Consider the following 22,812-nt stretch of genomic DNA (forward strand, 5'->3'; position numbering starts at 1 on the left):
CTTCGAACAACGCCAGAGTGGCGAGCATCGATAGTGTTGATAACAGTCCCGTCTTCATCCTGCTCGGCTCGGTCGCCAAGTCTGCTGTGGATGGCGCCAGTCTATGCCTTCGAGCAGATAGCCGAGTTGCGCCGGCGTGATGGCCACGCTCTCGCCCGCCGTCGCGGGCCACACGAACCGGCCCCGTTCCAGGCGCTTGGCGTAGAGCGACAGGCCCAGCCCGTCGTGCCACAGGCACTTGATCAGGTCGCCGCGCCGGCCCCGGAACACATACAGGTCGCCCGCGAAGGGATCGCGCCCGAGGCCTTCCTGCACCAGCAGCGACAGGCCGTTCATGCCGCGGCGCATGTCGGTGTGGCCGGCCGCGATCCACACCCGGGCGGCGGACGGGGCCGGGATCATCGCCGGTCCAGCACGTCGAGCACGCGGGCCAGCGCCTCGGCGTCCACGGCGCCGTCCACCACCACGCGCCGCCCCCGCCCCACCTCGATCACCATGCGGCCCTGCGCGGCCTGCCGCCGAGCCCTTCGAGCCATTGGCTTGGCCTCGGAAAGGGTTTCGGGCACCACCACGGCGGGCACGAAGGCCGGCGCCGGATCGGGAGCAGCACGCTCGACCTTCAGCGCGCGACGCCACGCCATCAACAGCGACCGGGAGATGCCGTACCGGCGAGCCGTCGGCGACACCAGCCGCGGTGCCTCCAGGCTCTCCATCACGATGCGGAGCTTCTCGTCCTCGGACCAGCGACGGCGGCGGCCGAGTTCGACAACGTTGAGCTGCTGGGCCAAGGCTCTGACCTTATGGACGTCAATAAGGGCAGATCTCAGCCGCGAGACGCCCCTTCCACAAGGCGGCCTTCACCGCAGGGATACGGCTCGTGCAGCAGCGCGACGCCTTCCGGGCCACCATCGCCGAAGCGCTGAATCCGTCCGACGGCACCATGGCCGAGGCCGTGGCGAAGCGGGACGCCATCCAGGCGCAGCTCGACAAAATCCCGGCCAGCGGCGCCGGCAGCGACAAGGCCGAGCTTCGCCGGCTCCGTGCCCAGGTCCGCGATGCACAGCGCGGCGTCGACGCCATCCAGGCCCGCCGGGACGCCTTTGCGGCCGGAACCGCCGTGGACACGCCCGAGGTCGCGCAGGCGCGGCAGCACCTCATGGCCGTGGACTACGAGCTGCGCGACCTCGGCCCCCAGGTGGCGAGCGCGTATCGCATGGCGGCCGACCATGCCGCCGTGGAGACCGTTCCGGCGGTGGCGCATCCTGCCGACCCTGCATCGTCGACCATCGAGCCTCCAGCGCCGGCGCCCGTCGAAACTCAGGTCGCGACTGCCCCGGCCCAGCCGGCGGCTCTGCCCGTGCGGCCCGGAGCCGCCGCAGAGGCCGGCACGCCGATGTCGAGCCAGGTGCCCGCCCCGTCGCCGGTCAGTCCCACGGGGGGCCCCGCGGCCGAACCGTTGCCGCTCACGCCCGCCTCGATCGAGCGGCAGCGCCAGTTCATCGCCGCGGACGTGATGCGGCAGCTCATCGCGGCGGGCCGGCCGGAGCAGGAAGCACGGGCCAATGGTCTCCTGAGCGCGGCCTACTACGCGACCCGCTCCGCACGCTTCAAGGGTGCGCTGGGCACGCCGGAGGAGCTGTATCGCCGGATCTCGCCCACGATGGTCGGCCCCGATGGACGACGCATCCCGGGCCCGGCGCCACTCGCCCGCGGCGTCCTCGACGCACAGGAGAGCGCCGCCACACGCTCGGGTGCGACCCGGGCGGCCGACCCGGCGCCGCTGATCCCTACGCCGGAGCGACCGACCATCGGTCGGGACACCGCGACGGCGGCGCCCAGCGACAAGCCCGCTGGCATCCCGGCCGGCGGCATCGAGGCGCTCGACCCGCGCGAGATCGGCGTGGATGCCGCACGGTTTCAGTTCAAGGCCGGCGGCGACGCCCGCGGCCTCACGGATCGCCTGCAAGGCGTCACGACGTGGGACCCGCGCCTCGCCGGGACGGCGCTCGTGTTCCGCGACGCCGACGGCAAGCATTGGGTGGCCGATGGTCACCAGCGCGTCGGGCTCGCCCAGCGCCTCGCCGGGGAGGGGCAGGACGGCATCCGCGTGAACAGCTACGTGCTGGACGCCCGGGACGGGATCACGGACGCGCAGGCTCGCAGCATCGCCGCGGCGAAAAACATCGCCGAGGGCACCGGGACCGCGATCGACGCCGCCAAGGTCATCCGCGAGGCCCGTGACGGCGGGATCGAACTGCCGCCGCTGCCGCCGCGCTCCGCCCTGGTCCGCGACGGCCAGGCGCTGGCCCGCCTCGGACCGGACGCCTTCGGCATGGCGGTGAACGAAGTGGTCCCGACCGGGCAGGCCGCCATGGTGGGCCGCCTCGTCTCCGACCCGCTGCAGCAGGTCGAGGCCATGCGCGTGCTGGCGAAGGTGCAGCCCGACAACGCCCGTCAGGCCGAGATGGTGGTCCGCGAGATCATGGCGACCGGCACCGAGGAGATGACGCGCCAGGGCGGCCTCTTCGGTGACGAGCACTTCGCCTCGTCGATCGTGCTGGAGCGTGCGAAGGTCGCCGACGAGGCGATGACGCAGCTCCGGCGGGACAAGGCGACTTTCCGCACGCTGGTGGCCGAGGCGGAACGCATCGAAGGCGCCGGCGCCAATGCGCTCGATCGGAGCGCGAACGAGGGGAGACTGTCCACGGATGAGCAAGCGGCCGACCTTTTCACCAGCCTCGCCACCCACGCCGGCCCTGTCTCAGACGCCCTCAGCGACGTCGCCCGACGCTTCAAGGCCGGCGACCTCAGCCGCGCCGCCGCCGGCCGGGAGTTCCTCCAAGCTCTCCGCCGAGCAGTGGAAGGCGGCTTGGACCATGGGGCAGACGCTCGCGGCCCTGTCGCTGGCACAGCAGGCGAGCACCTCGGCGCCGGAGCCGACACCCGCGAGCTGACGCAGCCTGCCGCCGACGAGGTCGACCCCGGCCAGGGAACGTTCTTCCAGCCCCACGGCACAGCGGCCGAGGTCGCGCAGGGGCTCCTCGACATCGCCCAGCACGCCGGGGCGCACGACGCCGATCCGCACGGCCTCGCCGACATTCGCAGCGCGATCGACGCGGCCGAGCGCGGGCAGAGCACCACGACGCTGTTTCAGCGCGAGCAGCCCCGGCTCTCGATCGTGCTGCCGCCGATGGGCGACGTCCCGGCGTCTCGGGGATGGTTCACGCGGCAGGATGCGTTCCGGGCCGCGAACCACTACGACCGCCTGGCGGCCGAACTCGAAGCCAGCGGCGCCGACCCGCAGAAGGTCGCCGAGCGGAAGGCCACGGCCGCGGCGTTCCGCGAGGCCCTTCCGGAGTTCGACAGGCTCCCCGCGGCCGACAAGGCGGCGCCCCGCGATCCCAACACGCCCCGCGGCGCACCGTTCACCCGGGCCAAGGTGATCGAAGCCGGCCGGCACGCCGTCACCGTGGCGACAGACGAGCGTCACGCCTTCGCCGACGACGTCAAAACGTACCGGATCTATGCCAAACCGGAAGGCGGTCTCGACAGCGTGAGGACGCCTTCGCGCGACCTCGGCCGCGAACTCGGCAACGTGCAGCTCAAGCAGCGTGAGGACGGTCGCTGGGAAGTCGCCATGGTCGAGGTGAAGCCCTCGGCCCGCGGCAAGGGCGTGGCGAGGGACCTCTACGCCGCCGTTCAGCAGGATCTCGGCATCAAGATGCAGCCCTCGGGCGTGCTCCTGCCGGACGGCCATGCGATGTGGCAGCGGCGCGACGCCGACGCGGTGAGGTGGCATCAGGAGGTGAAGGCGGGGGACGGCAGTTCCTATTTCCTGTCGCCGCGCTGGCTCGCCGAGCATCGCGACGGGTGGGCGGCATCTGACCCGACCTTCGACGCCAACATGAAGGCCGCCGAGGCTGCGCTCCCGCCCGAGGCCAAGACGCCCGAGGCCATGGCGACCATGTTCCAGGGCTCGCGAGCCGATCGCGCCAACGCCTCCATCACGTTCCGGCCCGGCGCCCGGCCGCTGCTCAAGATGTTCGGCACCGCCGACGCCTCGACGTTCATCCACGAGAGCGGGCATCAGCTCCTGGAGGAGATGATGCAGGACGCCGCTCACCCGCAGGCGCCCGACGATCTTCGCGCCGACGCGCAGACCGTGCGCGACTGGCTCAAGAGCGATGGCGGGCCGCTCAAGACGAGGCAGCACGAGCGCTTCGCCCGCGGGTTCGAGCAGTACATGCGCGAGGGCGTGGCGCCGTCGCCGGAACTCGCCGGCGTGTTCGCGCGCTTCCGCGACTGGCTGACCACGATCTACCGCACTCTGAAGGGGCTCGGGCCCGAGATCAGCCCCGACGTTCGCGCCGTCTTCGACCGCCTGCTCTCGACCGACCCGCAGCGCACGGTGGTTGCGCCCGAGCGCGAGGGCGGCCCGTCGCTGGCCGACGTGCACGAGGGCGATGCCCTCGCGGTCGAGCCCCATGAAGCGGCCGGCGCCGCTGATCGTGCCGAGGCCGAAGCCGCCCGCGCGCTCGCCGAAGCTCACCCGGAGCACCTCAGTGAAGTCGAAGCCGCACGGAACAGGGTCACCGCAGCACGGGAAGCCGAGCAGCATCAAGCCGCAGGCGGCGCCGGAACCCAGCCTGCCCGACAAGCTGGCGAAGGCGCAGGCGGACGCGACGGATTGGGCGGCAGTGGCGGCGGACCCGACGCTGTCACCGGGCGCGGCGGCGCTAGCGACGCAGCAGCTTCGGAGCGCCAAGGCGGTCGCGACGATGCGGCAGAAGGCGATGGACTTCGAGGCGGCGAGCGAGGCGGATCAGCCGCCTCCGAGCGTGATGGCGCCGGGCGGAGCGCCGGCGGCAGCGCCGCCGACTTCGGCAAGCCCCTCGCTCCAGGGCCCGCCACCCGGTTCCGACCCGACGTCTCTCGGTTCGTAGACCGCGCCGGCAACATCCGGCTCGACACCCTGACCACGTCGGACGACGTGCGCCAGGCGATCCGCGATGCCGCGGCCGAAAATCAGGACTTCATCGGCGACCGCGGCGGGCGCGTCACCGATGGGCAGGTGATGGACCTCGCCGAGGCGGCGGGCCTGTCCGGCGCCATGGACATCGTGGCGAAGCGCGTCCAGGGCCAAGCCTTCAACGCCGTCGAGGTGATGACCCTCCGCAAGGCCTTGGTGCAATCCGCACAGGGGCTGTCCGACGCGGCCCGGGCCGCGAGGGACGGCGACCCGCAAGCCCTGCTGTCCTTCGCCGAGGCCAAAGCCCGTCACCAGCTCCTGCAGGGCACGGTGGCGCAGGCGACGGCCGAGGCGGGCCGGGCGTTGCGCGCCTTCCGGGACATCACGATGAGCGGAGAGGCGAAGTCGGCCGACCTGTTCGCCCGCGAGGCCACCGGCCGCACGCTGCTGCAGCTCAAGCGCGAAGCCGACCTCATGGCGACGATGGACACGCCCGAGAAGCTGTCCAAGTTCACCGCCGACACGAACCGGCCCAGCGCCGGCCGGCTGCTGATGGAGCTGTACGTCAACGGCCTGATCTCGGGGCCGGTGACCCACACCACCTACGCCATCGGCAACACGATCCTGACCGCCAACCGCATGCTGGTGGAGCTGCCGACCGCCGCGGCCGTGGGCGCGCTCCGGCGTGGGCTCGGCGGCGAAGGCGGCGTCAGGCTGGGCGAGGTCGGGGCACAACTCCGCGGTGCCGCTGGCGGCCTCGCCCCGGCGGCGCAGTCCATGCTCGACGCCTACCGCACCGGCACCACGACGTTGCTCCCGGGCGAGGGTGGGCCGGCGTTCCTGCCCTTCGCGGGCCACGACTTCACGCCGGCGGCCGGTCTCGACGAGCACGCCACGCTGTTCAGCGTCATGCAGGGCCTCAAAGACGGCGTGCTGGCGGCCGGCGGCATCGCCAGGGCATCGGCTTCCGACCTCGTCACCGGCGCCCGTGGTGGCCCGATGGTGAGTCTGCAACGCGATCCCGCGGCGGGCTACTGGCCCAACGTCGCGGTGCGCGGCGTCACGGTGCTCCCCGTCGGCGACGTGGTCCGCTTCCCGGGTCGCAACGTCGCCGCCATCCACTCCTTCTTCCGGGCGATGAACTACAGCATCGACAAGGCCGGCATCGCCTACCGGACGGCGGCGAACGAGGGGCTTGCGGGTGAGCAGCTCGCGGCGCGGGTCGCCGACATCCATGCCAACCCGACCGACGCCGTGATGGAGCAGGCGCGCAGCACCGCCACCAACCTGACCCTGATGGGCCAGGGCGGCGAGTTCGTGAAGCGCCTCTCCGCCCTGCTGAACTGGACGCCCGAGCTTCCCGGCGTCGGCCCCGTGCAACCGTTGCGCTTCATCGACCCGTTCGTGAAGATCTCCGGCAACGTCATGGGTCAGGCGCTGATGGAGCGGACGCCGCTTGGCGCTTTCGCGCCCGAGATCAGCGCCAGCCTCGCCGGCAAGAACGGCCCGGCGGCGCAGGATCTCGCCGTGGGCCGCATGATCGCCGGGACCGCGCTCGCCACGACGTTCGGCCTGTTGGCGAAACAGGGCCTCGTCACGGGCTCCGGCCCGCAGGGGAAGGACGAGCAGGAGACGCGTCATCTCCAGGCGATGTGGAAGCTCGCCGGCAACCAGGCTCACAGCGTCCGCGTCGGCGACCTCTGGTACGACGTCCACCGCCTCGGGCCGCTGGGCATGCTGATGGGTGTCGCCGCCGACCTGTCGGAGATCGGCAGCTATGCCAGCGACGGCGACCTCGGGAAGGCCGGCGGCGCCGTGATGCACGCCTTCACGCAGAACATCCTGGATGAGTCCTTCGTGAAGGGCCCCGCCGACCTGATCGAAGCCGTGCAGGATCCCGCCCGCTACGGCCCGAGCTACATCCGGAACCAGCTCGCCGGCTTCGTGCCCTACTCGACCGCGCTGGCGCAAATGGCCCGCGCCTCGGACCCATACAGCCGCGAGGCCCGGTCCATCGTCGACACGATCAAGGCCAAGATCCCGGGCCTGTCCGAGTCGCTGCTGCCGAAACGCGATGTCTGGGGCATGCCGATCCCCGCCCGCGACGCGCTCGGCGGCCCCTACGCCACGGCGATCTACCAGCAGCGCGCCAACGCGGACCCGATCGCCCAGGCCCTGCTCGACATCGGGGTCTATCCCGCGCCGGTGGAGCGGAAGATCCGCGGCGTCGACCTCTCCGACCAGCAGCACGACGACTTCGCGCGCATCGCCGGCGGCCTGCTCCACGATCGCATGCGGGCGATGGTCAACCTGCCTGACTGGCCGAACCTGCCCGGGCACGTCCGGCACGACATCGTCGAAGCGCAGGTCAAGGCGACCCGTGAGACCGCGGCCGGCATGGTCATGATGAAATACCCGAGCATCCCGGCCGCGGCAGTCGCGGCGCGGCGCGCCAAAGCCATGGGGACGAACTGATGCCGCATCATGCTGCCCTGACCAAGTCCGGCGCTGCCGTTCACCCCGTCGCCGCGGTCGACCTGCCCGGCCTCAAGCCGGCGCGCCTCGACGGCGTCGCGGAACCCATCTTCGACCGCATCGCGCCTGGCGACCTCCTCGTGGATGAAAGCTACCAGCGCGGCCTCTCCGGGCGCTCGCTGCGGCTGATCCGCTCCATCGTCGAGGGCTGGGACTGGCTCAAGTTCAAGCCGCCCGTGGTCGCCATCACGGATCGCGGGTTCGAGGTGATCGACGGCCAGCACACCGCCATCGCGGCGGCCAGCCATCCCGACATCGCGTCTATCCCCATCCTGGCCGTGGACGGCAGCGACTACGAGCGCCGGGCGCGGGCCTTCGTGTCTCACGCTGTGGACCGCCTGCAGGCGACCCCTGCCCAGGTCTGGCACGCCGCAGTGGCGGCCGGCGACGAGGACGCCACGACGATCCGCAACGTGCTCGACCGCGCCGGGATCAAGCTCCTGACCTATCCGCCCACCGATGGCGTCTACGGGGTCAACGACACGATGGCGCTCGGCGCGGTGCGACGCCTCGTCGACAAGCGCGGCGCCATGCGGGCCCGCGAGGTGCTGGAGATCGTCGCCGCTGCCGAGCTGTCGCCGGTGATCGCCGACCACATCCGCATCGCCGAGGCTCTGTTGCTCGACCCCGACTATGCGGGTGCGATCGGCGCCGAGCGGATCACGGTGGCGCTGCGGGATATCACGCCGAAGCAGCTCGCCGAGGCGAAAGAGGTCGCCTTCGCGAAGCGGCTCTCGGCATGGCGGGCTCTCACCGCCGTGCTGTATCGGGCGCATGTCACGCCGAAGCGGGGACGTCCGAAGGTGGCCGAAGCGGCATGACCACCACGAGGCCGATGAGGATGGTGAGCCCCACCACGGCTGATCTTCGGCGTCAGTTGACGTGGGTCTCGACGGTGATGTTTATGGCTTCTACCGACAGGTGGTCGAAGATCACGAATCATCACCGCAAGCCGAGGCTGAAAGCACGGGCATGAGGCGCACCAGATCAAGGCGAACCCCTTGCCGATGCAGATTGGGTTCGCGTCGTTGAAGCGACTGCCGCTGCAGCGGCGAAGATGGCTAGCGATCCACGCGCGCAATCATCTCCGCAGACGGCTCCTCTGGAATAGATGGCGTCGAGCGAAAAACTGCGGCATCAGGCACAGGGTCGTCGTAAGCGACGGCGTGACGGAGCGGCGCATGTGGGCGACAGAGCGCCTCCCTATGCCCGCGGTTCTTTGCTTGGAAGACAATCTCGAAGAGACTCTGGGATTTCTCGGCCGACTTCGCATTCAGATGCTCGGTGAGGCACAGCGTTTCATTGACGACCATCGCGCCACTTCGGTAAAGCGCTCCGCGCTCAGGCGTACGGGCAATCGCGCCTACAGCGACTTCTCGAACATGCGGCGGATCAGCACCTCGGCTGCTCTTGTCCTGGCCGCCATCTTCGACCGGCGCAAGCACATGACCGGAACTAAGCTCTCGACCGTCGATGAGCGGCGTTGGCGCCCAGCCATCAGCGACGTGCTTCTGGAATTAGGATTCAAGGAGCTGCTGGAGCTCAAAGCACGCGACCTGCCACAAGTGAGCGATGGCCCGATCCGCACCTTAAGGTTCCTGTCCGGAGAAAATGCGGATGGCGTCTCGGTCGATCGGCTCCAGAACTCCCTAGTGGCCATGCTGCCCGATGACGAGGGAGAACGCCTCCGCGATACGAACGCCTATGGTGGCATCCTTGAAGCCATTCTCAATTCTCACAATCACGCATACCCCGACGGGCACCGATGGTCTCACGCACCGCTTAAACGCTGGTGGATCACAGGAGCCTTCGACAGCCGTTCCGGCCAGGTAACCGTCGTAGCCTACGATCAGGGCGTCTCGATCCCAGCCAGCCTGCCCGGCTGGGAACAATTCGGAAAGCTTGAGCGCTTGATGGCCAAGATCGCCGCGCGAGCGGGGGTGATTGAGGCGCTGGACAGCCCCACATACGATGGCATGGCAATACGTCTCGCCATGGCGGTGGCTCGGTCATCGACGGGCCTGCCGCAACATGGCAAGGGACTGAACACGATGCTTGAGGTCGCTCGGGGCGCGCCCTGGGGCCGATTGCGGGTGCTGAGCAGGAACGGGGAATTCGTATGGACGACGGGGGCCAAACCACAAGCGCGCAGCTTGGCGCAACCCCTCGACGGCACGCTGGTGGAATGGAAGCTTCGCTTACGCTGAAGGTGGCCGACATGCCAAACAGGACCATCAGTGTCGCCCAGGACTTTTCCCGTTATCCCGGCCCTCGCTACCGTCGCGACGGCAGCTTCAGCGGGGAGCAGTTCCGGGAGGAGATCCTCGCACCCGCCTTAAGGAATGCTGTCGCTGGCGGGGGCAGGCTTCACGTGCTGATTGACGGCGTGGCCGGCTACGGCTCGTCCTTCCTCGACGAGGCGTTTGCCGGGCTGCTTCGGAATGGCTTCAGCTTCCGCGACGTCCAGAACCATCTCAGCATCGAGGCGGAGACGCCTCGTTTTGCTGCGCACCGCGTGCGTGCGGATCGGTACATTGACGAAGAGCGCCGTCGTCGAGGTTGAGCGCCCTTGAGCCTGCTTTTCGGCCTAATCGGCGCCGCTTTCGGCTTCATACTTTCGACCGTGTTCAACGTTTGGAAGCTTCGTCGGGACGAGTTCGTGGCGAGGACGGACGAACTCTGCAAGGCGATTGTCGACGCCTCCGTACAGGCAGTCGAATACTGGAGTCAGGACGCCGTAGACATCCAAAAGCTCCGTGTCGCGGAAGCTAAGCTGTCGGCCGCTCAGGCTCTAGTTGATGGCGCTTATGATACCTGGAAACCGCGGGTATGGCGTGCTGACGGCCCCGCCGTAGACGGCGCGATGGCCGACTTACTCGACGCTCTGACCGGCGGCCAGTTTTCCGAGGCCGACCGTTTAGCCTCTCCGGAACAGGTCGCGAAGGCGAGCAGGTCGGCCGCAGCCTGCGTTGCTAGCGTCCGCGCTGCTCATCGGAACACCATCCCACTTGGAGGTTTGTTCGACCGCGTCGCAGCCAATCGCAATCGAGAACTCGACATGCCCATCCGCTGATGGAACGGATTTAGAGATTGCTCCTGAGACGAACTGGCGTCGGAGATGGAACCGGCGAACTGACCCCTGTCTTCCTGCGCCCCTCACCCGTAGTGACGAAGACGCAGGGCAGGGAGCTGGCCGGCGTTGAGCCGCATGGGTTTCAGCGTAACCGCCGCACTGGTGGCGCGGACCCGAGGCCCAAAGGCGGTCGCGGCCTCACGGTCGAGGCCGCGCCGCGCCCGTGAAGACGAACGTTGGTAGCCATACGACCGGCACACTTCGTTCAAACCGCCGTTAGGTGCGGCGAGAGCAGACCCTGCATCTCGAACATGGTGCAGCGGTCCCGGCCGAACACGGCGCGCAGCTTGTCGTCCGCCAGGATGGCCTGCTTGTTGGCTGGGTCCTGCAGGCCGTGCTCCCTGATGTAGGCCCACACCTTGGCAACCACCTCTGTCCGCGGCATCGGACCAGGGCCGACCACCGCGGCAAGTTCGGTCGAGGGTGTGTAGGGCTTCGTCAGGCCGGGCCCGGCCTTGCGGGTCTTCACGATCGCGTCAGGGACGGCGGGCTTGGGAGCTTTCGGCATGGCGGGTCCTCGGTGGAGGTGCGGCGTTTAGACCGCACCACGCCGATCGGCAATGGCGGAGGCTGAACGCCCCCTTCCGACTCACGCGGACGCGGGCCTAATCTGCAACCCATGCGCTACCGACTCGCCCTCGCTCTCCTCTCTGCCTTTGTGAGCGCTGCCTCGCCCAGCACCGCCATGGCGCAGGGCATCCGCAACTTCTGCGCGGCAGCCCGACAGCATGTGGAAGGCGACTTCAAGTTATCCGACGCCGTCCGGCAGGTGTTCGGCCAGCCCTACTATGGGGTGCCATCGCAGCAGGATGCCGCCTGCATCTACCCGCTCCAGGTGCTCCGATACGGCAGCGCCGACGTGCTGCTGACGATGGGCAACGAGCCTGGACAAGCCTGCCACGGCTGCTCGGCATCGCTCTCGGCCTACTTCCTGGCGCGGACGGGCGGCGGGCTCAAGCTCGTCAACAAGGCCATCGACTTCGGCCAGGCAGGGACCTCGGGCTACCCCGGCGATATTTCGCCCGTTCGGATCGGGAAGGACGACGGTATCGCGATCGAGAGCGGCGGCACGTTTCAGGGCCACACGCTCATGCTTCTCGACTTCTACGCGTTCCATGCCGGGCGTGTGGTGCACGTTGAGGCCTCACCTCGCGTCGCGCTATCGGCGTCGGACGCCGGCGCGGTCGGAGATAGCGGGCCCAACACGGACGTCTCCGGCTCGTGGGTGATTCCGCCTGGAGCCAGCAACACGCTGCGGGTCGAGTACAAGGTGACCGTCGGCCGGCGCAGGTCCGCGACCTCGGCGACGTGGCGCCTGATCGGAGAGCGATGGGTGCTGTCCAGTGGTGGGCCGCCGAAGGCGTTGGAGGCGGGGCAGTAGACGATCGTCATGCACCTGTCCGCCGTGCAACGCTGATGCCCGCCTCCCGGCGCCTCTCACCGGTAATGGCGTAGACGCGGCGTGGCGTCCTGTTGCCCGCGCCGCAGGGATAGGGCGGTGCGCCGCTGGACGTCGAGCCTCATGCGGTCGGCCCATGCTGGCCGAGAGATTCGACCTCGTGCGCCTCGCCGGCGATCATTTCGTCCCCCGTAGCATGCCGCACCACGAGCGCCAGCACCTCGTCGAGGCGGTGCCGCACATCTGGCAAGCCTAGGATCTCCGCCTCCTGAATGGCTCGCTCCACCCGGCGGGTGAGGGTGTGGACGTCTGAGGCGGTCTCAGCCGCCGTCACGGTGAGGAACGATCGATGGGGGCGGTGGACGGACCGGCGACGGCAGCCCACCTCAGTGCGCCATCACGAGCGCGACGGCGAGGGCGGCCAGCGCGCCACCCGTGACCATGTAGGCGATCAGCAGCATCGCAATCCGTCGGTCGTCCCGCTCGTGCCCGCGTCGCTCCTTCTCGGCAGCCTCGCGGCGGTCGGCTTGCTGGGCGCGCCAGGTCTCGTACCAATCGTGGAAGGGGCCGCGGAGCGGAGCGTCGTAGGAGGTCATGGCTCACCGATAGCACCGCCGCGCGCCCGCGGCTGCAGATCATGGACGCCGCGCGTCATCAGGCCGCCGTGGGATGCGGCGTTGCTGGTCAAGAGAGCCGGCGTTTGATCGAGCAGCGCGGCGTGCGCGGCGACTACGATCCGGACATGGGTGACATTCCGGGTGGATCGGGAGCATGCCGACCCATGCCGATATGCGGATCAGTGGCGCTGGTGGCGCTTGTGGCCGTGGAGGAGGCTGGCACCTGAGCCCTGCGTCCTGGCCCGGCTCGGCTTGTTCGCGTTGATCCCTGAGGCCGGGTTATTCGACGAGAGCGAGTTCGGCTGGTTTCCGTTCGGGCCGTTGGTCAGGCTCTGAGCGGAGCCGGCCGAGACGGAGGCGGCGAGTGCGGTCGCGATGACCATTGTTCGAAGGGCACACATTTCTTCCTCCCTTGTGCGTCCGCCAACGTGGAGGACGGTACGGGGTTGCAAATCGTGCCCCCGACGACCGCAGGCCTGCGTCGTGCATGTAGCCGGTGAAGTGGCGGAGGATGGCGAGTGCGACGGTCATCTCGGCGCCAACGCGCGCTGCGCGTCGAGCAGCGGCGTCACGGGGATCTCGACCGTGCCGCGGTCTGGCCGCTGCAGGTCCAGCGTGACGGTGATGACACAGGCGAGCAGTGCGGCCATGATGGCGGCTGACACGCGCCGGCTTGTCTCCGCAGACCCGGCACCGTGACCGGCGAAGGCCATCGCAACCAGCGCCGTGCCGACCAGGATCCAGTAGACCGTCATGGGCACGTGGTTGCGCAGGGCGGTGACGCGCCGCTCGGTGGCATCGTCGAGAGCCTGCAGGGCCGTGGTCATGCGATACACGGGCAGTGAGGTCGGCGCCTCCGCCGCCGTGGCGGTGAGATGCCCCCACAGCCGGGTCGACACATCGGTCATGTCGGCCACGTCGGCGTCGAACTTCTTCGGGTCGTAGGGGACCCCGAGGCCGATGGCGAGATCGGCGACGCGGCGGAGGTCGTTCACCATCGGCGGGCCGGCGTCGTTCGGCAGCAGGGGCGCGACCCGAGCGGCGTCGCGTAAGGCGTTCGCCTGCTCCAGCACAACGGTGCGGCGCATGTCGTAGCGCATCAACGCCATGGAGTAGGTAAAGGCGATCAGCAGGGCCAGAAGCGCGAAGGCTGCGGTGGCAAGCGTGGCGGCGTCCTTGTCGCGGTGATAGGGACGCCCGAAGCGCCTTCCGAGTTGGTGACCGATCTCGCTGGCCAGGACGAGGGCGATGAAGAGCAGGCCGAGCAGCGACGCAAGGCTGAGCGACTGGACGTAGTCGAAGATCAAACCGACCTCGTGAATTTGGGCAGACAGGGGCAGGAGCCCTGTGGAATAGGCGATGTGGGTGTAGCGAGGGTCGTCGAATAAGCGGCCGCCTGCTGAGTCGGAACGCCGTGAGGGTTACGGCTCAGCCATCCGCAGTCTCACGCCTGCCCCTGCCACGGAAGATGACCGGTCATTCCCCGTCGACCATCGGCAGGTCGGACGCGAGCAGCTTCAGCTTGGTGCCGAGGTCGCCCAGGTCTTCCCGCGACAGGGTGAGCGTCGGCACAACCTCTACGGCTCCGGCGGGAACAGCGAGGGCGTCGAACCGCAGTTGGATCTGATCGTCGCCGAGGTCGACAGGTCGGAAGCCGCGCAGTTCCACGGCAGGGTGTTCGCTCTCCGCCACGACGATCTCCGCTCCATTACGCGAGCCGTATACACCGACGGGAGGCACGCTGACACCGATCCTCGGCGAGGGAGTCAGTCCCCGTTGCAGTCCGGCGTGTTGGCGTCGCCGGGCTGAAACGCGGTCGGGTCGATGCCGGGATGGTCGCCGGGCACGCGCTTTACGAACTCATCGATGCGCTCGCTCGGGCGCGTGACGAGGCCGTCCGGCCCCATGAGGGTCGCGACCTCCTCGGGCCGGTCGGTGAGTTCGCCCGCATGTCGAGCCTCGATGTAGCCGACCGCGTAGCGGACAGCGTCCGCCTCACCCTGCGCCGAGAAGCCGTGCGGATCGTGGGTGCCCACAGCCAAAACGTAATCCGACATCGCCTGCTCCTGCCTGATCGGCACGACGTAGAGCGGCGACGGCCAACCGACAGATCGCGTTCGCCTCGATCAGGATCACCTCGCAGACATCATGTCCCGCCCATCTCCGACGCCGGCCGCTCCTCGGCCTCGAACGCAAAGCGCACGCCGGCCCGCTCCAGGGTCGAGCGGAGCGACCACCCGTCGGAGAAGGGCAGGGCAGCCATGGCGTCGTCGTCCCCCTGCGCTTTCAGCACGAGGTCGAACGCCACGCCGGACTGCCTCGCGAGGCGCAGCGAGGACTACCGGAGCAGGGCGCGGGCCTGCCGGACCTGGGCGGCCGTGAGTGTCGGCGGGGCGGTCACACCGTCGTCGACCTCGCGTCGCTGGTCCTGATCGTAACTCCGTCTCCCGGTTCGGCGAGCGCTTCGAGGATGTGTTGCCGATGCGCGATGCTCTGCTCCTGCAGGCTCCTCAGTTGCTCAAGTAGGCGGAGCGCCTCCGCCGTGTCGTGCCCATCCTGGTCCAGACGGGCGACGAGCGCTTCCTGCTTGCCAATCCGCTCGGCGCCTTCGGCAAGGTGGCGGTCCGCCGTTTCTAGGTGCCGCAGTTCCATCTTGTGACGTGCCATGCGTCATCACCTCCCTGGACTGAGCGTTTGGCCCGAACGGGTCGGAGCCGGCGTGTGATCCCCGGCCGCGCGCCGGCCTTCGGCGGTGATGACGTAGACGCGGCGGGGCGTTCTCTCGCCCGCGGCCTTGCCGGGGCGGCCGGCGATGAGGCGCTGGCTCTCCAGCATGACGAGGCGGCCGCGGACCTCGCCGGGCGACATCGCGCAGGCGGCGCCGATCTCCGTCGCGCTGGCGGTGGTGCGGGTGGCGAGGTGGCGGAGGATGGCCAGTTCGGGGGAGGGGGTCACACCAGACAGCCTGGATGATACCTAGCCCTTGGTGAGGGTGGGGCATCGCGTCTTTCCCGAGCCGCAGCCTCGGCCTGCAACATCTGGGACAGCCACGGTGGGATCACCGTCGCTCCGTGTGAATGAGGTCGGAACAGGGGTGTCGACCCGATCTCGTCTGACGGTATCCCAGGCTTAACGAGCGATGGACATGGCCGCGGCGAGGGCTCGCCTGCTTTCGCGACCGTCGGCGCGAACAGCATCGCGAGCACGAAGCCAAAGCGGTAGATGCCATCGCTGTCGACCTTTCGCCGCCAGCGCGCGACCGCGTGGCCGGCCTCATGGTGGCAGGCGAGGAGGCGGCCGCCGCGGGTGCGTATCATGGCTTCGTCATCTCCGCCACGAGCAAGCTCACGATGTCCTGAGCTGCTGCCCTGGCCTTCGACGCTTCGAACTCTCGCGGCAGCATCTCGCCCTTCGCCACCATGGGCTGCTCGATCAGCGGGTCCCGGACGCGCTCGAACTCGCCCAGCATGCCCGCGGGCACGTCATCATCGTCGATCTGGAGCAGGCACCCCGCGGCATGCGTCAGGCGCATGTTGAGATCGCCGTGGTCGGCCAGAGCGCGCACGGCCTCGATGAGCTTGTCGCGGTAGAAAGCTGTCACGGTTGATCGGCTTTCCGCATCTGCACGCCGACCCCGCCATCCCGCTGGACGAATTCCACGCCTCCCGCCTCAAGCACGCCCTGGATGGCCGTCGAGTCCTTCCGCGTGATCTGTGGGAGATGAGCCGCCATCTCGGCGCGGATCACCAGCGCGAGCCCGACGTTAGCAGCGATGGCGAGGTCATCTTGAGACATGCCGAGCAACTCGCGTCCCGACCGGATCTGTGAGCCTGTCGGGATCATGAGAATTGGACCATCCGCCGCCCTTCATCCGTGATCGCGTAGACCCGATTGGGTGGCACCGCACCGTTCGGCCTTCCGGTGACGAACTTCTGCCTCTCCAGGTGGCGTAGCCTGTCACGAACCTTCGGTAGGGCAATGCCCGACGCATGACCGACCTCCGACGCCGTAGCATGCTCGTTGCTGGCGAGCCAGGACAGCACATCAAGATCAGGTGTTGATGTAGCCACGCTATGATCCCTGACAAGTCAGGGCCAGCTACGGCACAGACAGCTTGAACGCAACCATTACGAGGTCGCCGCGTCTCTGTTTCAGGAGAGAGGGTTGGGCGATGGGCGATGGCTTCAATTGCGTGATGTGCATGGCTTTGGTCGGCGCCTGCACTGCGGCATTCATTGCGCTATGGCGAGAGGTGTGACGTCAGGACTCCACCTTTCGTTTTTCCTCACCGGTCACCACGAACACTCGCGTCGGCAGGACGAGGAGCGCCTCGTGCCGGCCGGCGATGAGCCGCATGGTCTCCAGCATGACGAGGCGGCCGCGGACCTCGCCGGGCGACATGGCGCAGGCGGTGCCGATCTCCGTCGCGCTGGCGGTGGTGCGGGCGGCGAGGTGGCGCAGGATGGTGAGTTCGGGGGAGGAGATCACGCGCCATCCTCGCCGCTGAATGCTGGTCGCTCCTTCCGTGGCCGAAGGTCATCACCACTGGCCGGGAAGGGGGTGCTTTTCGAGTTCAGCTATTCACACTGAGATGCCGAGACGCCGCTCGAACGCGGCAATCCTGGCAAGCTTGCGACGGGTGAGCCCCCGGTGATAGGCGCGGCCAGGATGACTATAGTGGACTCCGTCATCGTCGAGCTGAGCAAGAAGATCGCGCTTGTAGGGCCACAACGCGATGTCAGCGTCTCGCTGCGACATGGCAGAAAGGGAAGAGAAGGATGGAAGACGATTGCACATGCGACCTCGCAAAGTAACGGTCAACCCGGACAGGACGCCCAGATCGTTCGATCATCGCCGAAGCATGATCGCGTCACGCGTTGCGAAGCCGGTAGTGAGCGCGTCGTGAAATGGAACGCTCGGCCGGAGGGCGCTTGGCCCTGAGAGGATAATGGAGCGCTTCCTACCATTTCGCAAGGCCGCGCCCGCGTGGGTGCGGCTGGCGAGGTGGCGGAGGATCGAGAGATCGGGGGAGGGCGTCACGGTGCGTTCGCCGGCCGTGGCGGTTCTGGCGAGGCTGTCAACTCGGGGAGTTCGGTCTCCAGAATGGCGCAGGCTCCCCGCAGCGCTTCGGTGAGGTTGACCCACCCATGGTCCAGCCAGCGGATGCAGATGCCGCCTACCTTGTCGCCCCAGAAGGTCCTACCCCATCTCGCCGTCCCCCAGTATGCAGGATAGAACTCGGCTTGCTGGCTCGACGAGAAGCCCCTGAGATCCCTCCGGTTCAACGTGCAGTGCTTCGACGCCATCGCGAACCCTTCGACCACACGAAACGAGAAGCAGCGCCCAACGAGATCACGCCGGTAGACCTCAGCGGCCTCGCCGGCCGTCTTCGGGTCCGGTCCCCGGTTCTGGAACACGTAGTCGATGGCGTGGGTCAGCGAGATCGCGGCGTGCATGGCGAGCCGGAGGTCTCCGTTGCGGGCGCAGAAATCCGCGAGGGAGGGCAGCACGACGACGCGGTGATAGTCGGCGGCGGAGATCATGGCGCCCGCCTCACGATCCCCTCGGCCTCGGTGAGCGCCTGCCCGAGGTGGCGAGCCAACGTCACGGCGCCGGCCGCCTCGGCTTCCCGCAACAGCGCCGGCAGGGCGGCGATGGCAGCGCGGGCGGCGGGGACGTAGTCGGCACCGCCCTCCTGCTCGACGTCGCGCCGGGCTCGCGGTGCCGAGCGCTCGAAGACATGGGGACGGCGCATCGTCAGTCCTCGCTCTCGTGCCCGGCTTCGCTCTCTCCTGCGAGTGTCGCGATAAGCTTCGCAAGCCCTCTCCTGGTTTCCGGGTTCTTGATGCGCTGCCAGTCGGCTGCGACCGCCATGGCCTCGCGGACCTTCGAAACTCCGCCAGCCGGCGCCGGCCCTTCGCTGCCGAAGAATGATCCGGGATGGACGCCCAGGACTGCCGCGATGCCCTGTAGAGTGCTGGCGGCGACGCGATCCTTGCCGAGTTCGTACTTCTGAATTTGCTGGAAGCTGATGCCAACGGCCGCGCCGAGGGCGCCCTGACTCATGTGGGCGGCTAGGCGAGTGGCGCGAATGCGGGCGCCAAGGTCTACCTCGAACTCCGGATTGCGCCCGGTGCGCTTGATGCGTTCGGGAGCGGCAGGCTTCGCCTCGACGACGGCCGCCTCAGGCCGGGGTGCACGAGCCATCAGCTCTCGACCTTCCGCAGCCGCACCCCCGCCCCGCCGCCGTTCTCCGGGATGAACTCGACGCCAGCGGCTTCGAGGGCAGAGCGGAGAGCGTTCTCAGTTGGCTGGTGCGCACCAAGTGGGCCCGGCTTCCCCTCAAGACGCTTAATGGTCGGTAGCGACACCGCCGATGCTTCCGCGAGGGTTTTTTGCTCCCATCGCAGTAGCGCACGCGCTGCTCGGATCAACTCGCTTGTCAGCACGGATCATCCTTTTTCGATCCCTCTGGCATAATATGATGCCTGAGGCATTGACGAGCCCTGAGGCCGCATATAATACCTCAGGTTTCGCACAGCAGCGAACTGAGGTCAACGAAATGTCCTCCACCCGCACCCCACCCCGACCACACCTCCTCACCGCAGCCGGCCGCTACGACACCAGCGCCATCATGGATCTGGCCCACTCCCTCGCTCGTGACGAGGTCGCCGATGCGGCGCGGCGCGGCCGAGTCCGCCGCTACAAGATTGCGCTCAAGGCTGCGCTGTCCTCGGCTTGGGAGACCGCTCGCGCCCAGCGCTGGTGCCACGAGCGCGACCGCGCTGCTGCTGCCCTCCCGGCCTCGCACGCCGCCATCCTGGCCGAGCGCACCGCCGCCCTCATGATCGACAGCTCCCGCCGCATGGTGGCCGAAGTCGCCGCAATCGACGCTCGCGCTGCCGCGCTCGGGATGCGGTTGTGATCCGTACGCCCTGAACCGCTCCGGCCCACCACCATTCATCTACAAATCCAGTGGAGAATTCGACCATGCTCTTGCGTGACCGACCCCTCGCGTCCGCTCCTCTGCCGCGGCTCCCGGCCCCGGCGCCCCTGCCGAACCTGCGAGATGCCCTCGCGCGCCGCGCTGCGATCTTCGGGCCTGTCGACGTCGACCCCGCCCCCGCGGCCCCGCTCGACCCCTGGCGCTCGCTCGGCGCCATGGCGCGCCGCGTCGCTGACGCTCTCAGCCCGCAGCCGACTGTCTGACCCGACGCTTCTGCCCCCTCACGTCATCCCGCACTGCCTCAGGATCTACACCATGAACACTCGCGCCTCCGTCAGCACTCTCGCCTCGCCTGTGAAGGCCCGCCTCACCCGCCGCGATGCGATCGGCGGCGCCGGTGCTGCAGCTCTCGGGCTCGCTACCGGCGGCGCTTCTGCGGCCCCGGCTGCTGACGCGCAGCTCGCCCGCACCGCGTTGCTCGACGTCGCTGCCTCCGTCCCAGCGCTGGCGGCCCGCCTGACCGATCTTGCGGACAAAGTCGCCACCGCCGAAGACGCGATCCCGCTCGACGCTACGCCAGAGCAGGAGGTCGCCGAGGCCGAGCGCCTCGGCCTGCCGACGTTGCGCGGGCGGCAGGATCGAGCCCAGGCCCGCCTCAATCGAGCCGCGACCCGGCTTGCCGAGCTGCCCGCCCGCACGTCGGCCGAGCTGGCAGCAAAGGCCGCGGCCGTGCTCGCTGTGCTCGGGACGGATCCAACGGCCCGCGCAGGCCTGTTGGAGCGCTACGGCGACCTCGTCCTGTCGGCGGTGCGCGACGCTGCCGCGCTCGGGGCATCGGCGTGATCGCGCCCTCCCTACGTGCTGATAGGACGCCGCTTCGCCGCGATCGAACACTGTACGTGCTCGGACGTGTTCTCTGCGCCCGGCTCCGGCTCGCTGTCGCCGACAGAGACGCCTTGATCGACGCCGCGTCACTCCGGCTTCGGCTTAACCTGCTCGGCGCCGGACCGAGCCGTCAGCACTCGCAGCCATCGGCGCAACCCGTCCTGCAGCATCTCTCTCGCCCGTGGAATGATGTCGTCCTCGTTGACCGACCGACCGACCAACGCGGTGAGGGACCCGTTCACGCCTGGCCCGTTCAGCTCGAACTCGACGGCCCAGAGCCCCTCGTCGTCGTCGTCATCGGGAAGCAGCCGTTCCACGTCGCTCAGGCGCACGGTCCACATCGCCGCCAATTCTTCGCTGTCGTTCTCGTCTGCCATGTCGTCCTCCTGCCTCTGGTGCTGGCAGCATCGCAGGATCGGCGACGCAGGCGCGCCACGGCTGGTGGGAGGCACGCCACGGCTGGTGGGGACGCATCGAGCGCCGTCGCGGCCGAGGCCAGGAACATCGTGCGCCGGGCCGCCGACGACGTGGTGGGCAAGACCGTGGCGGCGCAGATCCGGCAAGCCGCGCGGCACCTCGGCTATGAACCGGACGACTGGCGTGTGCGCGAGGCCTGGTACGGCAGGGCAGGGGCATGGTCGGCCGCGACGCTGGACGATCTCCGACAGCGCTTCTCGGACTGGCGAGGACGGGGACCGGCCGTCACCGTGGCAGAACCGTTGACGCTGGCGCAGCGCGTCGCCGTGCTTAGGCAGGGCTTGGCCGATCTGACGCGGCAGGTCGACGAGCTCGCGGCCGAGATCACCATGACGGCGGAGGATTCGAGATGACCATTCGGCTCGACTCGCCTCGCTCCACCGTCGAGCGTAGCCTCATAGGATCAGCCGTCGCGCTTGCGGCGGCATTCGAGAAGGACGCGGATAGGTCGACGGGCCGACACGCGAGGTTCCCCGCCTCGCTTCCGCGTCCGCCTTCGCGGGGCCGCTGGGGAGCGGCGATGACCGATAATGAAGAGGCGCCAGAGCGCCAGCGTCCACGCATGTTCCGGGATGCCAAAGGCATCTTGCGGCGAGTGCCGGATGACGCCCCGCCTGGGACAGGGCTTACCTTCGCCGACATACAGGCCGAGCAGCGGGACGCGAGGAGTCGACCGGAGCCCTTCCTGAGGCGACGGCAGATCATGGATCTAGTGATCGATGATCAGCAGCGACCACCTCTCAAGCCCTTCGATGCCGAGCTGCAAATAGAAGCCGAACTCGGCCCTGTCTTGGGCAATTTCGCGAGCTTCATCACCGAAGCGGATGCGACTGCACTTCGAAACGATGCTTGGCCGTGGCAGGTAGCTTGCTGCTGGATCATGACACAGGACCCCAGGAGCGCGCTGCTCGCCGTGGCGAGCTTCGCGGTCTGGCAAGGGTGCACCGTGCGGGATGCCTGCCGTCCAGGGCACCTCATGAGCTTCGCGCAGGCGAGTGCCGTACTCCGGCGAGCGCTGATCCGTGGTGAGGTTCGAGCCCGGCGCGACGATGGCGCGTTGGCTCAAGAGATTCCCGCGGTGGAATGGGCGCGCTTGTCCTGGAAAACAGTCGACGGAGAGACACGTTGCTTTGACGAACTGCGGCGAGATGGCGTGCCGGCCTACGAGAATCCCGTCATTGTCGCGGCAGATGTCTTGCGTTGGAAATGGACGCTTGATGGTCTGAAGCTCCATTTTAGCGAAAGCATCGAACAAGAGCCGGCGCCTGCCATAGCCACGGGTTTTCGTTCACGAGGTCGCCCACCCGGATCTGGGAGTTTCGCCAAGCAGGATGCTCCTCTCATCAGCGAGGCGCTTCAACGCATCAACGGTGGTGAACCTCGTAAAACCGTTCTGGAAGCTGTTGGGCGGCGGGCCGCCGGTTCGGGATCGGTAGAGTCCAGGTCCAAGCGCATCGAGCGGGGTATGCGGAAGGGCGAGGATCGAAACTGTCGCTGAATTTCACTCCCTTCGGCTCCCTTTAACTCCTTCGCCTTGAGCTTCCTTTTCGGTCACCTCTGAGTGCGTCCACCACAGTCCGCCACGATCTATGGCGGCGTGCACGAGGTAAACGATGAGCGATAAGCCCGAACAGGCCTGGTTCGACATCCATGGTGCCAAAAGTTACTCGGCCTTGAGCCGCTCTTCCATCTACAACAAGCTCAAGGCCGGCGAGCTGGAAGGCCGCAAGCTCGGCAAGCGCCTTGTGATCTCGCGGGCGTCCATCGACCGCATGATGGCGAGTCTGCCGAAGTTCGGTCAGGCCGCCTAACAAACGAAACCCCGCGCGGCATGCCGGCGGGGGCTCGAAA

29 protein-coding genes are annotated in these 22,812 nt (G+C 68.4%); 12 read left to right on the forward strand and 17 right to left on the reverse strand.

From position 1 onward, the window contains the following. Positions 1–54: 54 nt before the first annotated feature. Both tnpB and tnpA read right to left on the reverse strand, forming a co-directional pair. Positions 55–402, reverse strand: a complete 348-nt coding sequence (gene tnpB / locus L7N97_RS16550) for an IS66 family insertion sequence element accessory protein TnpB (protein ID WP_237479400.1) — start codon at positions 400–402, stop codon at positions 55–57. Then, positions 399–788, reverse strand: a complete 390-nt coding sequence (tnpA, locus tag L7N97_RS16555) for an IS66-like element accessory protein TnpA (RefSeq protein WP_237477091.1) — start codon at positions 786–788, stop codon at positions 399–401. The genes tnpB and tnpA overlap by 4 nt, the downstream gene beginning before the upstream one ends. 89 nt (positions 789–877) lie before the next feature. Here tnpA and L7N97_RS16560 point away from each other — a divergent pair, with 89 nt between their 5' ends. The 5 genes from L7N97_RS16560 (at position 878) to L7N97_RS16580 (ending at position 10,577) form a co-directional block, all read left to right on the forward strand. Then, entirely contained in the window at positions 878–7,444 is a 6,567-nt protein-coding gene (locus L7N97_RS16560; protein WP_237479401.1) for a hypothetical protein, read from the forward strand. After that, positions 7,444–8,325, forward strand: coding sequence for a DUF6551 family protein (locus L7N97_RS16565; protein ID WP_237479402.1), 882 nt, complete (start codon positions 7,444–7,446; stop codon positions 8,323–8,325). The genes L7N97_RS16560 and L7N97_RS16565 overlap by 1 nt, the downstream gene beginning before the upstream one ends. Positions 8,326–8,685: 360 nt before the next feature. Further along, positions 8,686–9,711, forward strand: coding sequence for a hypothetical protein (locus L7N97_RS16570; protein WP_237479403.1), 1,026 nt, complete (start codon positions 8,686–8,688; stop codon positions 9,709–9,711). An 11-nt stretch (positions 9,712–9,722) separates the two neighbouring features. Next, positions 9,723–10,067 (forward strand): STAS-like domain-containing protein, encoded by a 345-nt coding sequence (locus tag L7N97_RS16575; RefSeq protein ID WP_237479404.1) that lies wholly within the window; start codon positions 9,723–9,725, stop codon positions 10,065–10,067. A gap of 6 nt (positions 10,068–10,073) precedes the next feature. Then, a complete protein-coding gene (locus L7N97_RS16580; protein WP_237479405.1) occupies positions 10,074–10,577 on the forward strand; it encodes a hypothetical protein in 504 nt (167 codons plus the stop codon). 265 nt (positions 10,578–10,842) lie between these two features. On the opposite strand, the gene L7N97_RS16585 is transcribed toward L7N97_RS16580, so the two are convergent. Further along, complete coding sequence (locus tag L7N97_RS16585; protein WP_237479406.1) at positions 10,843–11,145, reverse strand: SWIB/MDM2 domain-containing protein; 303 nt, start codon at positions 11,143–11,145, stop codon at positions 10,843–10,845. Between the two features lie 177 nt (positions 11,146–11,322). Between L7N97_RS16585 and L7N97_RS16590 the strand changes: the two genes are divergently transcribed. Continuing rightward, positions 11,323–12,018, forward strand: coding sequence for a hypothetical protein (locus tag L7N97_RS16590; protein WP_237479407.1), 696 nt, complete (start codon positions 11,323–11,325; stop codon positions 12,016–12,018). A 404-nt stretch (positions 12,019–12,422) separates the two neighbouring features. Here L7N97_RS16590 and L7N97_RS16595 read toward each other — a convergent pair whose 3' ends face one another. The 13 genes from L7N97_RS16595 to L7N97_RS16655 form a co-directional block, all read right to left on the reverse strand. Next, positions 12,423–12,632, reverse strand: a complete 210-nt coding sequence (locus tag L7N97_RS16595) for a hypothetical protein (protein ID WP_237479408.1) — start codon at positions 12,630–12,632, stop codon at positions 12,423–12,425. A gap of 548 nt (positions 12,633–13,180) precedes the next feature. Then, positions 13,181–13,960, reverse strand: coding sequence for a bestrophin-like domain (locus L7N97_RS16600; RefSeq protein ID WP_237479409.1), 780 nt, complete (start codon positions 13,958–13,960; stop codon positions 13,181–13,183). A 169-nt stretch (positions 13,961–14,129) separates the two neighbouring features. After that, complete coding sequence (locus tag L7N97_RS16605) at positions 14,130–14,345, reverse strand: hypothetical protein (protein ID WP_237479410.1); 216 nt, start codon at positions 14,343–14,345, stop codon at positions 14,130–14,132. A 74-nt stretch (positions 14,346–14,419) separates the two neighbouring features. Next, entirely contained in the window at positions 14,420–14,710 is a 291-nt protein-coding gene (locus L7N97_RS16610) for a hypothetical protein (RefSeq protein ID WP_237479411.1), read from the reverse strand. Between the two features lie 89 nt (positions 14,711–14,799). After that, positions 14,800–14,961 (reverse strand): hypothetical protein, encoded by a 162-nt coding sequence (locus tag L7N97_RS16615; RefSeq protein WP_237479412.1) that lies wholly within the window; start codon positions 14,959–14,961, stop codon positions 14,800–14,802. An 89-nt stretch (positions 14,962–15,050) separates the two neighbouring features. Continuing rightward, positions 15,051–15,320, reverse strand: coding sequence for a hypothetical protein (locus L7N97_RS16620; RefSeq protein ID WP_237479413.1), 270 nt, complete (start codon positions 15,318–15,320; stop codon positions 15,051–15,053). A gap of 6 nt (positions 15,321–15,326) precedes the next feature. Continuing rightward, entirely contained in the window at positions 15,327–15,608 is a 282-nt protein-coding gene (locus L7N97_RS16625) for a helix-turn-helix domain-containing protein (RefSeq protein WP_237479414.1), read from the reverse strand. Between the two features lie 358 nt (positions 15,609–15,966). After that, positions 15,967–16,254 carry a hypothetical protein gene (locus tag L7N97_RS16630; protein ID WP_237479415.1) on the reverse strand — a complete coding sequence of 96 codons (288 nt, stop codon included), beginning with the start codon at positions 16,252–16,254 and terminating at the stop codon, positions 15,967–15,969. Beyond that, positions 16,251–16,496, reverse strand: a complete 246-nt coding sequence (locus L7N97_RS16635; protein ID WP_237479416.1) for a helix-turn-helix domain-containing protein — start codon at positions 16,494–16,496, stop codon at positions 16,251–16,253. Before L7N97_RS16635 ends, L7N97_RS16630 begins: the two co-directional genes overlap by 4 nt. A 417-nt stretch (positions 16,497–16,913) precedes the next feature. After that, a complete protein-coding gene (locus L7N97_RS16640; protein ID WP_237479417.1) occupies positions 16,914–17,141 on the reverse strand; it encodes a hypothetical protein in 228 nt (75 codons plus the stop codon). Positions 17,142–17,689: 548 nt separating this feature from the next. Next, positions 17,690–18,196 carry a hypothetical protein gene (locus L7N97_RS16645; RefSeq protein ID WP_237479418.1) on the reverse strand — a complete coding sequence of 169 codons (507 nt, stop codon included), beginning with the start codon at positions 18,194–18,196 and terminating at the stop codon, positions 17,690–17,692. After that, a complete protein-coding gene (locus tag L7N97_RS16650; protein ID WP_237479419.1) occupies positions 18,193–18,408 on the reverse strand; it encodes a hypothetical protein in 216 nt (71 codons plus the stop codon). Before L7N97_RS16650 ends, L7N97_RS16645 begins: the two co-directional genes overlap by 4 nt. A gap of 2 nt (positions 18,409–18,410) precedes the next feature. Further along, complete coding sequence (locus L7N97_RS16655) at positions 18,411–18,860, reverse strand: helix-turn-helix domain-containing protein (protein ID WP_237479420.1); 450 nt, start codon at positions 18,858–18,860, stop codon at positions 18,411–18,413. Between the two features lie 355 nt (positions 18,861–19,215). Between L7N97_RS16655 and L7N97_RS16665 the strand changes: the two genes are divergently transcribed. From L7N97_RS16665 to L7N97_RS16675, 3 genes are all read left to right on the forward strand, one after another. Continuing rightward, positions 19,216–19,578 (forward strand): hypothetical protein, encoded by a 363-nt coding sequence (locus tag L7N97_RS16665; protein ID WP_237479422.1) that lies wholly within the window; start codon positions 19,216–19,218, stop codon positions 19,576–19,578. Positions 19,579–19,643: 65 nt separating this feature from the next. Beyond that, entirely contained in the window at positions 19,644–19,862 is a 219-nt protein-coding gene (locus tag L7N97_RS16670; RefSeq protein WP_237479423.1) for a hypothetical protein, read from the forward strand. A 52-nt stretch (positions 19,863–19,914) separates the two neighbouring features. Continuing rightward, a complete protein-coding gene (locus tag L7N97_RS16675) occupies positions 19,915–20,442 on the forward strand; it encodes a hypothetical protein (RefSeq protein ID WP_237479424.1) in 528 nt (175 codons plus the stop codon). A gap of 128 nt (positions 20,443–20,570) precedes the next feature. Here the strand turns inward: L7N97_RS16675 and L7N97_RS16680 are convergent, their stop codons facing one another. After that, positions 20,571–20,861, reverse strand: coding sequence for a hypothetical protein (locus tag L7N97_RS16680; protein ID WP_237479425.1), 291 nt, complete (start codon positions 20,859–20,861; stop codon positions 20,571–20,573). A 129-nt stretch (positions 20,862–20,990) separates the two neighbouring features. On the opposite strand from L7N97_RS16680, the gene L7N97_RS16685 reads away from it, so the two are divergent. From L7N97_RS16685 to L7N97_RS16695, 3 genes are all read left to right on the forward strand, one after another. Next, positions 20,991–21,314 carry a hypothetical protein gene (locus L7N97_RS16685; RefSeq protein WP_237479426.1) on the forward strand — a complete coding sequence of 108 codons (324 nt, stop codon included), beginning with the start codon at positions 20,991–20,993 and terminating at the stop codon, positions 21,312–21,314. Between the two features lie 167 nt (positions 21,315–21,481). Then, a complete protein-coding gene (locus L7N97_RS16690; protein WP_237479427.1) occupies positions 21,482–22,459 on the forward strand; it encodes a hypothetical protein in 978 nt (325 codons plus the stop codon). 115 nt (positions 22,460–22,574) lie between these two features. Beyond that, positions 22,575–22,772, forward strand: coding sequence for a helix-turn-helix domain-containing protein (locus L7N97_RS16695; RefSeq protein ID WP_237479428.1), 198 nt, complete (start codon positions 22,575–22,577; stop codon positions 22,770–22,772). Positions 22,773–22,812: the final 40 nt, after the last annotated feature.

This window comes from Lichenibacterium dinghuense (assembly GCF_021730615.1).
GTDB classification, from domain to species: Bacteria; Pseudomonadota; Alphaproteobacteria; order Rhizobiales; family Beijerinckiaceae; genus Lichenihabitans; species Lichenihabitans dinghuensis.

Bases quoted from the DNA above. Each gene is read 5' to 3' on its own strand.
- tnpB (WP_237479400.1), bottom strand. From the start codon at position 402: ATGATCCCGGCCCCGTCCGCCGCCCGGGTGTGGATCGCGGCCGGCCAC.
- L7N97_RS16565 (WP_237479402.1), top strand. From the start codon at position 7,444: ATGCCGCATCATGCTGCCCTGACCAAGTCCGGCGCTGCCGTTCACCCC.
- L7N97_RS16570 (WP_237479403.1), top strand. From the start codon at position 8,686: ATGTGGGCGACAGAGCGCCTCCCTATGCCCGCGGTTCTTTGCTTGGAA.
- L7N97_RS16575 (WP_237479404.1), top strand. From the start codon at position 9,723: ATGCCAAACAGGACCATCAGTGTCGCCCAGGACTTTTCCCGTTATCCC.
- L7N97_RS16585 (WP_237479406.1), bottom strand. From the start codon at position 11,145: ATGCCGAAAGCTCCCAAGCCCGCCGTCCCTGACGCGATCGTGAAGACC.
- L7N97_RS16590 (WP_237479407.1), top strand. From the start codon at position 11,323: ATGGCGCAGGGCATCCGCAACTTCTGCGCGGCAGCCCGACAGCATGTG.
- L7N97_RS16595 (WP_237479408.1), bottom strand. From the start codon at position 12,632: ATGACCTCCTACGACGCTCCGCTCCGCGGCCCCTTCCACGATTGGTAC.
- L7N97_RS16610 (WP_237479411.1), bottom strand. From the start codon at position 14,710: ATGTCGGATTACGTTTTGGCTGTGGGCACCCACGATCCGCACGGCTTC.
- L7N97_RS16620 (WP_237479413.1), bottom strand. From the start codon at position 15,320: ATGGCACGTCACAAGATGGAACTGCGGCACCTAGAAACGGCGGACCGC.
- L7N97_RS16635 (WP_237479416.1), bottom strand. From the start codon at position 16,496: ATGATCCCGACAGGCTCACAGATCCGGTCGGGACGCGAGTTGCTCGGC.
- L7N97_RS16645 (WP_237479418.1), bottom strand. From the start codon at position 18,196: ATGATCTCCGCCGCCGACTATCACCGCGTCGTCGTGCTGCCCTCCCTC.
- L7N97_RS16650 (WP_237479419.1), bottom strand. From the start codon at position 18,408: ATGCGCCGTCCCCATGTCTTCGAGCGCTCGGCACCGCGAGCCCGGCGC.
- L7N97_RS16655 (WP_237479420.1), bottom strand. From the start codon at position 18,860: ATGGCTCGTGCACCCCGGCCTGAGGCGGCCGTCGTCGAGGCGAAGCCT.
- L7N97_RS16665 (WP_237479422.1), top strand. From the start codon at position 19,216: ATGTCCTCCACCCGCACCCCACCCCGACCACACCTCCTCACCGCAGCC.
- L7N97_RS16670 (WP_237479423.1), top strand. From the start codon at position 19,644: ATGCTCTTGCGTGACCGACCCCTCGCGTCCGCTCCTCTGCCGCGGCTC.
- L7N97_RS16675 (WP_237479424.1), top strand. From the start codon at position 19,915: ATGAACACTCGCGCCTCCGTCAGCACTCTCGCCTCGCCTGTGAAGGCC.
- L7N97_RS16680 (WP_237479425.1), bottom strand. From the start codon at position 20,861: ATGGCAGACGAGAACGACAGCGAAGAATTGGCGGCGATGTGGACCGTG.
- L7N97_RS16690 (WP_237479427.1), top strand. From the start codon at position 21,482: ATGACCGATAATGAAGAGGCGCCAGAGCGCCAGCGTCCACGCATGTTC.
- L7N97_RS16695 (WP_237479428.1), top strand. From the start codon at position 22,575: ATGAGCGATAAGCCCGAACAGGCCTGGTTCGACATCCATGGTGCCAAA.